Origin of the sequence: Ramlibacter henchirensis (assembly GCF_004682015.1) — a bacterium.
Lineage (GTDB): Bacteria > Pseudomonadota > Gammaproteobacteria > Burkholderiales > Burkholderiaceae_C > Ramlibacter > Ramlibacter henchirensis.
The window spans coordinates 163,655-176,288 of the sequence record NZ_SMLM01000004.1; the positions used below are offsets into that span (position 1 = coordinate 163,655).

The window sequence follows — 12,634 nt, forward strand, 5'->3', positions numbered from 1 at the left end:
GAGACCAGAGATCAACTACCTGGGTCGACAGTCGTTTTTGATCTCGGGGCTTAGAACTTCCTTCAGTGCTTTGGCGGTGTACATGCGCTTCTTACCGTCCATGTACTCGACTTCCACGGCATTGATCTTCACGCATTCGGTCGTCGCGTTGTACCAGACTGGGTTCCAGCCGCGCCACTCCGGCTCCTCGCCGCTGCGGATCGGGCCGGTCGCCCGAATCCATGTCGTTGAGTGATCGCCGATCCGAGTTCGAACCACGTCGCCGACGGCGTTGTAAGGCGTCACCTGCAGCCGAATGTACTTGATCGACGACATCTTGTTCGGGTTCACAAAGCGAGCCTCCAACTCCACGCCGCCAGCAGAGTTGACCTCTTCAATTCCGAACGCTTGGACTACATGCGATGGATGTGGTCCATTCGATGGCAGCGTCGACGAACTGCTGTCTGTCGCCGAACTCTGGCCAGGACTTGAGGCAGTTGCGGCGTCGAGCAGGCATTTGGCAACCGCAGCCCGTCGGGAAGAGTCTCCATGGACTTCACCCACCTCAGCTTCGCAGTCCAGCGCTGATTTCGACGCGTTGCACGCTCCCGATACGCCCGCGATCAAGAGGAAAATCAACACCCTGTACATCACTAAACTCCGCTCAAAGATGAGCGTGGATTGTAGGCGCCCGCTGTAGCGGTAGTAGGTAGCGCGTACCGCACCCGATCCCAAACCGTCAGGAATTAAAGGCGAATTCATGTGTGTTCCATGCCCGAGGGTGCACCGATGGCCTCTCCCGCGAACAGCGGCAGTGACTCCATCTCCGAGCAAATTGACCGACTACGCTCGCCCCCTAATACGGTAGGCAGCGCGTCTTCGAACGGCGGCCGCTTCGGGACAAATACAAGGGGCGCTTTTGAGCCTTCTGTATTTAGTTCTGAGGACGGAGTGAGCATTCCGTATGCTATCCGGGCCGACAGCCGTCCATTTGATTACCTGGGCAGCCAACCCAGCCCGGGTAAGACCCTACTACCGCTCTCTCGGCGCGAACTTGCGGTCGGCGCGCACACTTGGAGGGGCTCCGCAATCGGGCAGTCGTGTACAGCAAATCGGCAGCGCGCACACCCGGAAGGCTCCTGTGGCGCGTCGAGGCCTAACGAAGTAGGCTGCGCAAGCTCTAGAAAGAGGCGCGTGGTCGATACAGAGGGGGAAAACATGTCTCGTTTGCTCATCGCAGTTGCAGTGGTCGCACTGGTCGGCTGCTCTGACCCTAAGCACACTGCCCTTCCAACTGAGATCGAGAAGTACGAGACGATCAAGCCGCAGGTCGAGAAACTCACACCTGAGGAGCGCGAGCTCTTTGCCAAGTACGCAATGCGAAAGGCGATGAAAGGCACGCTGTTGGGCGGCATGGCCGGAGCGACAGACGCCACCACGATCGGCGAGGCCATCGAAAACCAGCGCACGTTTATGGCCGAAGCGGCTCGGCGCGAAGCCGAGGCTGCTGCTTTGAAGGAAAAGGCGAAGGCACAACGAGAGGCTGGACTTAAGGCCATGCGGGACATCGTCACCGTCGCGCTGGTGAGCAAGAGGTTAGACGTTCAGCGCGGCTACAGCGGAATTGAGATGGACCGCAAGTTCGTCATGTCTGTCGCCTACAAGAACAGCGGCACCAAGGACATAGCGGGGGTGAAGGGAACGCTGATCGTGCAGGACCTATTCGGGGATACCCTATCCGAGTTCCTGATCTCGAACGACGAAACAATCAAGGTCGGTGACACCGTGACGTGGACCGGTTCCCGATCGACTCGCTTTTCCTTCGGAAACAACAAGGACGAAAAGTTGGCTGAACTCTCAGACGACAAATTCAAGGTTGTTTGGGAGCCAGAGATGGTGGTGTTCACCGATGGGACCAAACTGACAGCTCCCAAGTGAAACGGTAGCCGCCGATACCGCGAACTGGCGTCCACCGCTTTCAGCTTGTATTCACGCCGCTTCGGCGTGGCTCGTACTTACCACCCTCACCCACTCTTCTCGCAGGATGAGGGGCGGTCGTGCAAACCGCCGCTCCCGCCGTGCCCCACGACGGGAAGCAGCTTTGACTTGGTGCGAGCGGCGCACTCATCCCGCAGCGCCTCTGCCCGCCATGCGCAAGCAATCTGAGCGTTCACACACGATGTCTTCAGTCGAATCGAAGCCGTACCAATCAGCTCTGGAGTGTTCTTACCGACCACCAGAACTGGGATCGAGTTTCAACCAGGCCATCAGCTCTCGCCAGTCGTTCGCGCATAGGCTGCTTCTACGGCCAACTTTTGCGAGGCTGTGCGCGGAGAGTTAGTTCACTCATTTTGCGACCGTCCTCGCTCAGTACGTCTTCGAGCATCTCGGAGCCGAGCCCGGTCGTGAGCCTCCATCCTCCTGTAGTCTCCCCAGCTGGTTTTCGAAGAGTTGGCATCAGCACTGTGGGAGTGAAGCCTCGGTTCATCGGCTGTTCGAGCCTACCTGTGACCTCGTCGAGCTCGAAATATCGTGTGCGCAGCGACACTCCCACGCGTGTGACGCTCACACATGCATCGCCGACATAAGGGGTGCGCAGTGCTACGTCCTGGATTGTGTTCACAAGCACACGCTCGACAATGTCGCAGTTAATCGGTTCTCCTGGTCGAAGTGACGCTCGAAGCCGATTCATCAACGCAGCGCGTTCTTGTTTACCAAAAACCTCGGCCGGATATGAGAATAGCTTCAGGCTGTGCCCTCCGCTAAGATAGAAATCGCGAGGACGAGTCCACTTGAACGTGAATTGTGGACCCCCGAAGTCCTTAGAGACTAGCGCAGCACATGGGTGCATCTTGGCCGCTCGACGACTCTCCCAGACCAAACGAACACCGGTCGCTACAACTGTCAATGCCTGCTCGCGATCGGGCTGTCGCGCTACCTGTAGCCATTCATTGAGCGCCGACTGCAGGCGCCTTAAAGCCAAAGGCAAGTTTGGCCAATACGACTGAACGCCCTTGCGCGGACAAAGCAGAAGCGTAACCGCGGGCGCTGACCCAGACCCGGTATTGATGCTGCCAACAGCGCACGCCGAGGCGCTATCTGAGTAGGCTTCTGGAACGAGCCGCCGGGCAATCCACTCATCGGTAGGCATCCCATTGAGATAAGCGATCCCAGTAAATCCGATACTCACCATCGCGTCCCGAGCACGGAATATGACGATCTTGTTCGAAGCGTCGTCGAATTGCCGGCCGCCACTGAACGTGAGCTTCCGATCGCCTACGTGTACGGTGCCATCTCGATTAGTTAGGACCAAGTGGAGAGTCATTACTGTCGACCCAACCCTCTCTCAAGGATCGCCGATGTGCTGGCGATTCGGTATTCGAAACGCCCGAGAGTCCTCGTCATTCACTCCGGGGCCGCGGCTGAGGTACGCTTCGCTCTGCAGCCCGCTCGGGGCGGATTCCAACGAGATCAGCGTAACGCGCTACTTCGAAGTGATCAACAACGACGAGAGCTACAGCAATCCGATGATCACGGTGTACTACTCGCGGGTTCGTGGACGGATCGCAGACCGTGCAGAGCAAGAAGAGCTTTCGACGGCAATTCGCACAGGTGCACCCTTAGCAAAGCCGCTCGCCAATCGCGACTGCCCGGGGACTGATAGTCCGCCGCTCTCGTTCAGGTGAGCCGGACAGCCAGCTGTGCGACGCTCAGGTCGAGTTCTGCATCAGTACAGCTGCATTGCGAAGTTGTCGCGGTACTGAGCTTGCGCCCGTGCACAAGCGGAGCACTATGGGGGATACCGCCGGCTGCGCGCCACGACAACTCACAGTTGGAAGGATCGGGCGGGCGGGCAGCTAATCGGGTGCGGCGTTCGCGCACCTGCGGGATTTAACCCTGTCACGGAGTGAGAACCCCCGCTCCGTCAGGCATCAGCTTGCTTCGGAGTCGGTTCGAAACACGGCTCTGTGGTGCTGCGGCATGCGCGATCCGCCGTTTGGGCGGCGCTTCCCGCCTGCCCACTTCAGCTTGCGGCGCTTGACGAGAGCCGTGACGGTTCCAGTCCAAAAGACCGGCTTGTCATACATCAGCCGGTCGCGATCGCGCCGCGGCGCCGCGTCAGCGATGCAGGACTTTTCTTTCTTCACGGGCACTTATAAGGCAGTGGCCCCCGCGCGTAGATCTGGCCGTAAAGCTTCGCCCGCATCTCCTGCATATCGCTCTCAGCCTCATACGGTGCTTCAGCACTTTCCACGCCTTTGCTGTTGCGGAAGTACACCGACCAAGTGCTGTACGCGAGCGTACTATTGTCCGGATTTTGAGCCTGCCGCCACCGGTCTAGCGGCACGGGTTCGTCAAACATAGAAGGATCGATGACCCAAAGCTCGTCATCTTGCTGAACGACTGGGGCAACGTGGTACGACCACTCCACTTTGCATTCTGGAGTATTGTTGCTCCTGGCCGAAAGCTCGGTGCCTGCTCCAGCGTAGTGCCACACCTTTGCCACGACGTCGGTAGGATCTGCGTCAAGATGGCGTTCGATTATTCGGCACATCTCGTGAGCCCGCGCCCAGCAGCCGTTCGCAGGGTACTGAAAAGGAATGTGAGGCTGACGGCGCACGATGTCGAAGAACTCGCTGGCTTTCTTGCGCGGGACTGCTCTGAGTTTCTTGATCGGCTCGGTGCTGTGAACGACAGGGCCGCCTAGTTCCCGCGCAGCTTTGTCCGTCTGCCGAGCCCAGCGCACCTCGTTTGTGGCCGGATCGATAACCATCTCGTAAGTCTTACCCGGCTCCAGCGGCGACTCAGTCTTCAACTTATGGCGGGCGTGACTTGCAGTCAGGGACGCGCGTCCGTTACTGATCTCAAGTACCTTGTGGACTTCTACAGCGCCGACTGATAACAGCACGCCTTCCCGCTGAATTGAGAACAACGGCTCCTGCGTGCGGGTTGCAAGCCTTTCCAGGGTGCCCAGCAGCTCAGACCGCTGGAGCTCACCGAAGTAGCTCGAACCGACCTGACGGGCAAGACTCAGTTCGTGAGCTGATCTCCCGAATCTCACTTCGACTTCCCCGCGCTCACGTGGGTCGATGTTCTTCTCTTCGGACATGATGGCTCCCGAGATGCGAGAGAAGTGTAGCCCCGCGAGAGCGTGTCATCTACCTCTGCATAACGGGTGCGGTGCGGCTGTGACTCTTGCGGCGAGACAGTCGACCGCTGCTGCCTCGACGGCTTTTTGATTCGTTGTCGCGACTCGCCCCTCGGTAGCGATTAACTCATCGATTTCCAAGCAACTTTGAGTAGAACAACATGAACCCTCTTTACCGGGCCGCCAACAATGAGCAGCATGTGGGGACGATGCCGCTTCGGCCCGGCAGTACAGGAGGTGACAATGGAGGTAGTGGTAATGACCCTGGGCACGGCGGCCACAGGCGTGTTGGCGGCTCAAGTCCGAACAATGCCACTGGACCTAGCGGGCAGCTTGAGAAAACTGTTACTTTGGGCATCGCGAGAGCAGCGCGTGACGACCCGGGGCAATTTCGTGTGCTACTGACTCGCGAGGACGATGCGAACCTAGGCTTAACCGACCGGGCATCCGTAGCCAGACTCAGCGGAGCAGTCGCCTTTGTGTCGGTCCACTGCAACGGATCTAAGGACCCAACCGTACAGCGCAGCTCCGCGTACATTCATGAGCGCGGGTCAGCAGAATCAATGCGGTTGGCAGAGGCCGTACTGAGTCGTGTTCGCGACGTAACTGGGTCACGGCCTCGACAGGTCCAACGTGCAGCGTGTTCGGCGTACTGCAGCCCGAGAGCCACTTGCCCGAGACAGCCGCGTGTTTGGTGGAGGTGAGCTACATCACCAACCCACCTGAGGACCGAAGACTTGCAAGAGACGACTACCGCCGCCAATTGGCAGCCGCAATTCTCAATGGTATCTCTGACTTCCTAAGCGCAGCTGCACCGGAGGGCGTACAGCTTGAATCCCCATCAGACTTGCCTCTCGTGCCTGGCACAGAGGATGCAGCCGAGGTGGCGTTGGAGGAGTGAGCCTTGAGTTTCGCTGCGACTTTGATTTGCCACACGCGCAGGAATGAGTGCCTCGCTAACCAGGATTGAAGATGAGCGGTCCTCCTGCCTGGGGGACTGAGAGTCCGTCGGTTCGGAATAAGGCCGCGGCTTCCTTGCGGCTTGCGCGCCTTTTAGTCGGTTCCTTGGAACCTGCGTAGCTGCTTCTCACAAATGGCTCGGGCTTCTTCGTAGGTTGCTGTCGGCCGACCTTCGCGAGTGTCGCGTCTGACCAGCTCTGAGTAGATGTCTATGACTCGCTTCAGACCTCCAGCAGGATATCGCGAACGCCAAAGTGCCTGCGGCCCCTTGTATGACTTCTTTGCTTCTTCTGGGAGGAGCAGTCGGTTGAATCGGCGAATCTCACGCCGGCCGGTTCCGAGCAGATGTCGCTCGCTAGAGAACTGCGCGGCTTAGCCGCACTATGACTGCCAGGACGGTCAAGATACCCGCCGATTTGCAATCTCCTTAGCAACTTCATCGGCAATCTTGTCGTACAAGGCCTCCTGCTCAATAGGCGTCATACCCAAAAGAGGCGTCGCTGGGTCATTGGCCGCTTGAAATGTGCTCAAGATCGGATCCCGCCGGAAACCGCAGGGCTTAACAATTACAGGAAGAATCCTTAGCCCGTTAGAGTCGGCCTTAACCAGCAGGGGAGGCAATTCGTTGTTCACAATGAAGTCAGAGGCCAGGAAATCTGCGCTTATGAGTAATACGGCTATTACTGCTTCATTGAGATTCTGCTCGATTTCCGCCTTCCACTTGTCACCTGTCCGCAGCCTCTTGTCTGACCAGCAAACAACCGTGTTGGCCCTTTCGAGGGGCTTCAGATGGACCAGCAGCCTCTCAACACACTGAGTGTCCACATGGCTGTACGAAATGAAGAGCTTCGGGCGCTCATTTCGCTTCACCTCTGAAATCACAAATGGCTGAGCAGCTTCAGCCAAGATTGTGGCGACATTTCGGTCTACCCTTTGTGCCTCCCGCTCCTCTACCTGCGATCCCGCCGCGCGCTTGGTTCCATGCGCCAAAAAGTCGATCACATCCACTCTAGTGACGCCCTGCTGATGCAAGTAGTAGACTGCGTGCGAGTCCTTTTCTCCGAAGACGGCTACGAGCAGGTCCACACAGAGTACTTGGCGCCCCTCCTGGTTCGCCGCTTGCACTTGCATGATCGCTCTCTGCACGACTCGCTGGAAACCTAGTGTGGGCTGGGTATCAACTTCCTCATTGGCGTCGACTACTGGCGTGTGTTCATCAATGAACAAGCCGAGTCGCGACTTCAGTTCATCTAAGTCAGCACCACAGGCAGTCAAAGCAACCTTGGAAGAGGGCCCATCGACGAGACCGAACACTAAATGTTCGACAGTGATGAACTCATGGCGACGATCTCGTGCGTTGACGAAAGCAATGTGCAGCATCACCTCCACTTCCTCGGAGATCAGTGGAGGCTGCTTCTTGTCTTTCGCGGCCTTCGCTCCTGTGGGGGCAGGTGCAGCGACGCCCCGCTTCTTTCGTGGTGTAGTAGTCATCTTGTCGTTGTAGAGAGGCTGTCCGCACATTAAGTGCGTGTCGGTGACTTCGATGCATTGCGCATGGTTTGAAAGCCAATCGCCTGCAGAATTGATGGTTCGGAGGGAGCTGCCCGCACGTGCAAGTTGACTATCCGAGATCCGGGTCATCTTCCTGCGGCAACTGCGCGGGTTCGTTCTCGCGCTTAATTTTCGCTTTCCGGATCCGCTTGGGCTTTGGCGGATCGATCTTCGAAGTGTCAACCCTCGGGATGTCGACGCGGAGCCTTTTTTGCACGCGCGAGAAGTCGAAGTCTTTGACTATTTTGATCACGACATCCCAGATCTTCTGTCGCGTGTGCGTGTCTAGCAGGCCGTCTGTTTTGAAGAATTTGAGGTCACCTCCGAAGAGCATGACGTAGATCACCGCACACCACAGTAAGGACTGAGAGTCCATTGCTACCTGGGCCCAAATGGTTCCCGGAGACATGAACTCCGCCTTTGTCGTGAGGTTCAAGTCCTCACGATGGCGCTTCGGTGTGTGGCCGACTTCAAGCCCTTCCGCTAAGTCGCGTGCAGTTCTCTCAATTGCGCTGAGCATCGAAAAGAACTGCGACAGTGAATAGTTGTCCAGTTCCAACGTCTGCTTGATGTTCGCGGAGAGGTACAGATGGTCTCTGTAGGCGAAGCATGGGTACAGAAGGTGGTATATCGAGTCCCAGTAGTCATCGATGTTGAAGACAGTCTGATGCGCCAGCAGAGTCAGCTGAAGCGCAGCTGGCACCTGCGTTCGTAGAAGCCGGGGCCCCCAGATGACCTTTCGGCGCAACTCGTGCTCCAGCGCGTAACTCCTGCCGTTCTTGTCGTATATGTAGAGGGATTCACGCGAGATAAAGGCATCACCCGCTACACGGCCGACTGAGATGCTGCCGGAGTTCAGAGTGACAATCAGGTCTCCCTCGGAGATACCGGAGATGAATGTGCGAGCCTGATTCGCATGAGAGGTGAGCGATCCTTGCGAACGTTCTGAATCTGCCCGGAGCAGTAGCGCTTCGAGGTTTGGAAGGGTCCCCTGACTGATTGCTCCCTGTCGGAGTCCTAGCGGGTTCAGGTGGCCTATCGCCATCAGCCCGTGCTCGCGGAAATGTCCGACGTACGCGCCGCCTGAAGCACGCACCACCCAGATGCGCTCGCCTTCCGGACGTACCGGCAGGAACTCTGGCTCGAAGTCAGTCAAAGTCACTCTTCCCCTCCCGCGCTGTTGAGCTGCCATGATGATAGTCAACAGCTATCCGGCCGTCACGCGCGCCGCATCGGTGGTCGACTGCGCGACCGTCGTGGGAATCAGTACTTCGGTAGGTGTAGTGGTTCCTCGCGGCAACGTCTCAGCCGCAGAGGAAACGTCCAACCTGACTGTTCTCAGCGTCGCTAAGCGTGCCTAGGGGGGAGGCTCTCATAGCCAGAACCAAACGCGTCACAGTGTCTTTCGCAGTGGCTGGGGCCCAGACCATATGTTCGCGGGCAGGAGGTCTGAAGACTGGCCGTCCCAGGGTCGCCGCGGCAGCGGCCTAGTGAGGGGCAGCTAGGCAAACCGCAAGTTCTTTCGCAGGATGCGGCCTCTGAGTTCGTTTGTTGACGTGCCTAGCTGCCGCGCCTTTTCCCCGCCGGAGGCCGATTCACCAGGGGCGCTTCGAGCCTGGCGTGGTGTATTCTGGTGTCTTGCGGAGTCCGGCGGCAGCGGACTTGTGTTCGAACCTGGCCTGTTAATCCGTAGGTCCCTGGTTCGAGCCCAGGTCGGGGAGCCAAAAAATCAAGGGGTTGCGTGCGAACGCAACCCCTTTCTCTTTGCGCGGACGGCGTGCGCGGCGCAAGACTCGAGCGTCTCTCGCAGCCTTGCGATCAAGCCCTCACCAAAAGCCTCAGAAGAACACTCAGCCTGCTGGGTCGCCCCAGACGCAGCTTGCGGGTGCACTTCGCAACGACCGCTTGCAGTGCCTCTTCACTGTCGCTGAACGGCCCCGCGGACACTTTCTCGAGGGGCTTCTCGTCCGTCCAGACCGTGTCCGGCCGCTCGGCGAACACCGTGGCGTAGGCCACGTAGCCGCGGCCGGTCCTGACCGTGTAGCACGCGAGGTGGTGGCCTTCGAGAGGACCGACGAAGTGCTCGGGGGTCGTGGCCACTGTCTCGAGCCCCGCCGGTGCGGTCTTGGGGTACTCGTCACGGTCTGCAATTGCATCCATGCATGGAGCGTACTTTTGCAGTGCATGGCACCGCGAGGGCTTTTTTCGCGGAACCCAACAACAACTGGGGTGCCGTCTCACTTACGCCACTCGCGGTCGTCGCGGCCAGCATCCTCGTGGCGTGCATACGTTGAGAACTCGTCCTAGATCGAACAGCCGAGCCAGGCGGCACGATCCAATCGTGTTCAAGCTCCTCGCCCGAATCGTCTCTGCGGTGCAAGACCCCGCCCCGAAAGCGCCGGCGGCGTCTTCGAAGCGAACTGCTGCGCGCCGCAACAGGGCCGATCTTGCGCGGCAGCGGCCGGCCTTTCCGCTTCCCGCGCCGGAAGTGAAGGAAATCAGCGACGACTCTGCCTGGGACCTGTGGGAGCAATCGCAAACGGAGCTGGACAGCCGGATGGGTCCGATTTCCGCGTTCGATTCCGTCAGGACACGGGACGGTTCTCCCAGCAAAATGTCAGGCATCGACCCCTTCGCCTCGGTTCGCAAGCGGGACTAGTCCGTCAGGACCGACACACCGAAATCCTCCGGAAGAGGATGCACCCGGTCAGCAGCATTGACCCGAGGAGCGCCATGAAAGCCCTGATCGCCCTGCTCCCCACCCTGATGGCGGCCGCATGCGCCAGCGCCCCGCAAGCGACCCAGACCGTTGAACGCTATCCCGCCTGGCTGGAGATGAAGCCGGGCTGGGCCGAGACCTGCGCGGCCGAGGGCTGCGTGCCCGTCACGCAGCGCGAGCTGCAGGAGCTGGCCAACGACGTGCACCAGCGAACCCTGGTGATGTGCCGCAGGTCGCGCCTCTCCGCCATGGTTGCGCCGGAAGCCGGCGCGAGCTTGAGCTTGAACGACAGCGTGCTGGTCGCCGGGGCCTGCGAGCACTAGCCCAAGAAGCCGAGCCGCGGGTCAATCGAGCTCCACCCGCTGGGACCTGCCGCTCTTCGAGAGCCACTGCGCGGCAAAGGGCACCGCCGCCAGGGGCTTGCCGAAGACGCGGCCCTGTCCCTGCTGCCAGCCGTTCTTTCGCAGGAACGAGAGCCGCGAGCCGGTGTCCACGCCGCAGGCCACGCAGGTCAGGTTCAGACGCCGTGCGAAGTCGCCGATGCCCAGCAGCATGGCCTGGTTCAGGGGGTTGTTCTCCACCTGGTGCGCGAAAGACGCATCGACCTTGATCTCGTCGCACGTGATCAGGCGAACGTCCGCGACGGACGTGATCGAGCCGAACCTGTCCAGCGCCAGGCGCACCCCTTTCCTGCGCAAGGCGACGATCGCCTTCTCGTCGGCGTCGTGCAGGCGGTGGTCCCCGCCCAGGTGTTGCAGCTCCAGCGTCAGTTGACGCGGCTCCAGGCCACCCGCGATCGCGGCCGACACCAGGTGGCTGAGCTCCGTCAGGGGCAGGTTCGCCAGCGACGCGCCGATCCCGACTGGCACCGGCTGCAGGCCGCTCGCGCGCCACTTGCCGGCGCTCAGCCGCAGCCGGTCCAGCACCCACTCGATGAGCGCGACGTTCATCTCGGAGCCGCGCGCCAGGTCCAGGAGCTCGTCGCCGTCGATCGCGCGGCCTGAGGAATGGTTCCAGCGCAGCAGGCCTTGGGCGGCCAGCAACTTGCCCGAGGCGAGTTCCACCCTCGGCTCGAACAGCAGCTCGATCTCGTCGCGCCCGATCGCGCGGCGCAGCTCCGCGCTCAGGTCCAGCCGGCTCTGCGCCACCTGCGTGAACCGCGGCGTGAAGAACTCGTAGCGGTGCGAACCCGCCTGCTTCGCGTGACGCAGTGCGAGGCCGGCATTGCCCGTGAGGAGTTCCGGATCCGCCCCGTCGGTGGGAAACACGGCGACGCCGATGCTGCACGTCACGAACAGCTCGGGCGATCCGCGCCGCTGGAAGCTCACGGCCGCGTCGTCCAGCAGCTTGCCGATGAAGGCGGCGGCGCTGTGAACGCCCTCGATGTGCGGCACGACGACCGCGAACTCGTCTCCGTCGAGCCGGTACAGCGTCGGGTTGACGTCACCGGCGCTGAGCTCGCCGCCCGCCTCGGTCTGCACGCAGCTGGCCAGCCGCTTGCCGATGCGCTGCAGCAGGTGGTCGCCGCTGGCGCGCCCCAGCGCGTCGTTCACGCGGCCCAGTGCGTCGACGCCGACCAGGAGCAAGGCGCCCGCGCGCTGCTCGTCCTGGGCCGAAGCGAGCACCGCGGCCAGGTCGCGCCGGTAACGCTGCTTGTTCGGCAGGCCGGTCAGCGGGTCGTGCTGGCGCAGGTAGTCGCGGTATGCGCTCGCGGTGAGCGTATTGCGCAGGCGCAGCGCCAGCTCGCTGGGGTCGACCGGCTTGGAGAGGAAATCCATCGCGCCCAGCGAAAGCGCCTGCAGCTTCACCTGAGGGTCGGTGCTGCTGGTCAGCACGATCACGGGCACATGGCGCAGCACGGAGTCGGCGCGCATCGCCTCCAGGATCTCCAGGCCGCTGACCTTGGGCATGCTCAGGTCCAGCAGCAGGACGCCCGGCGGCTGACGGCGCATCGCTTCCACCGCCGTCTCGGGCGCATCCGTGCTGGCGAAGTGGCGGTAGCCGGCTTCGACCAGGAAGGCTTGCGTCATCTCGATGTTCAGTACCTCGTCGTCGACCATCATGATCAGCGACTCCGGCAGCTTCGACATCGAGCCGTGCGGCCACACCGATTCCTGCGGTGAAAGTGCGCGGAACTCCTGCTGCGAGAGCTTCTCCTCGCCGGGCGCGAACATGGTCGGCACCGTCGCCAGCGCGTCGAGCTCCGGCTCGATTTTTTCGGGATCGCTCGCCGGGGCCGGATCGGACTTGAACAGGAAGTTTTTCATGGACATCTA

At 60.5% G+C, this 12,634-nt stretch carries 12 protein-coding genes; 5 read left to right on the plus strand and 7 right to left on the minus strand.

Annotation, left to right across the window (positions count from 1 at the left end; all coding sequences use genetic code 11):
* Positions 1-15: 15 nt before the first annotated feature.
* Complete coding sequence (locus tag EZ313_RS22130; RefSeq protein WP_135265493.1) at positions 16-741, minus strand: hypothetical protein; 726 nt, start codon at positions 739-741, stop codon at positions 16-18.
* Between the two features lie 432 nt (positions 742-1,173).
* Here EZ313_RS22130 and EZ313_RS22135 point away from each other — a divergent pair, with 432 nt between their 5' ends.
* Positions 1,174-1,917, plus strand: coding sequence for a hypothetical protein (locus EZ313_RS22135; protein ID WP_135265494.1), 744 nt, complete (start codon positions 1,174-1,176; stop codon positions 1,915-1,917).
* Between the two features lie 1,994 nt (positions 1,918-3,911).
* On the opposite strand, the gene EZ313_RS22140 is transcribed toward EZ313_RS22135, so the two are convergent.
* Complete coding sequence (locus EZ313_RS22140) at positions 3,912-4,127, minus strand: hypothetical protein (RefSeq protein ID WP_135265495.1); 216 nt, start codon at positions 4,125-4,127, stop codon at positions 3,912-3,914.
* Positions 4,124-5,089 carry a protein-glutamine glutaminase family protein gene (locus EZ313_RS22145; RefSeq protein WP_135265496.1) on the minus strand — a complete coding sequence of 322 codons (966 nt, stop codon included), beginning with the start codon at positions 5,087-5,089 and terminating at the stop codon, positions 4,124-4,126. The genes EZ313_RS22140 and EZ313_RS22145 overlap by 4 nt, the downstream gene beginning before the upstream one ends.
* Positions 5,090-5,337: 248 nt before the next feature.
* Between EZ313_RS22145 and EZ313_RS23840 the strand changes: the two genes are divergently transcribed.
* Together EZ313_RS23840 and EZ313_RS23845 are read left to right on the plus strand one after the other, a co-directional pair.
* Positions 5,338-5,832, plus strand: coding sequence for an N-acetylmuramoyl-L-alanine amidase family protein (locus EZ313_RS23840; RefSeq protein ID WP_420849340.1), 495 nt, complete (start codon positions 5,338-5,340; stop codon positions 5,830-5,832).
* Positions 5,769-6,029 carry an N-acetylmuramoyl-L-alanine amidase gene (locus tag EZ313_RS23845; RefSeq protein WP_420849336.1) on the plus strand — a complete coding sequence of 87 codons (261 nt, stop codon included), beginning with the start codon at positions 5,769-5,771 and terminating at the stop codon, positions 6,027-6,029. The genes EZ313_RS23840 and EZ313_RS23845 overlap by 64 nt, the downstream gene beginning before the upstream one ends.
* Before the next feature lie 458 nt (positions 6,030-6,487).
* On the opposite strand, the gene EZ313_RS23850 is transcribed toward EZ313_RS23845, so the two are convergent.
* From EZ313_RS23850 to EZ313_RS22170, 3 genes are all read right to left on the minus strand, one after another.
* Entirely contained in the window at positions 6,488-7,729 is a 1,242-nt protein-coding gene (locus tag EZ313_RS23850; protein ID WP_135265498.1) for a toll/interleukin-1 receptor domain-containing protein, read from the minus strand.
* Positions 7,710-8,843, minus strand: a complete 1,134-nt coding sequence (locus tag EZ313_RS22165) for a hypothetical protein (protein ID WP_135265499.1) — start codon at positions 8,841-8,843, stop codon at positions 7,710-7,712. Before EZ313_RS22165 ends, EZ313_RS23850 begins: the two co-directional genes overlap by 20 nt.
* Positions 8,844-9,457: 614 nt before the next feature.
* A complete protein-coding gene (locus EZ313_RS22170; RefSeq protein WP_135265500.1) occupies positions 9,458-9,799 on the minus strand; it encodes a hypothetical protein in 342 nt (113 codons plus the stop codon).
* A 181-nt stretch (positions 9,800-9,980) separates the two neighbouring features.
* Here EZ313_RS22170 and EZ313_RS22175 point away from each other — a divergent pair, with 181 nt between their 5' ends.
* Positions 9,981-10,298, plus strand: coding sequence for a hypothetical protein (locus tag EZ313_RS22175; protein ID WP_135265501.1), 318 nt, complete (start codon positions 9,981-9,983; stop codon positions 10,296-10,298).
* Between the two features lie 74 nt (positions 10,299-10,372).
* The gene (locus tag EZ313_RS22180) at positions 10,373-10,681 is read left to right on the plus strand and encodes a hypothetical protein (protein WP_135265502.1); all 309 of its coding nucleotides are present in this window, start codon (positions 10,373-10,375) and stop codon (positions 10,679-10,681) included.
* Positions 10,682-10,702: 21 nt separating this feature from the next.
* On the opposite strand, the gene EZ313_RS22185 is transcribed toward EZ313_RS22180, so the two are convergent.
* Positions 10,703-12,625 (minus strand): EAL domain-containing protein, encoded by a 1,923-nt coding sequence (locus tag EZ313_RS22185; protein ID WP_167772705.1) that lies wholly within the window; start codon positions 12,623-12,625, stop codon positions 10,703-10,705.
* Positions 12,626-12,634: the final 9 nt, after the last annotated feature.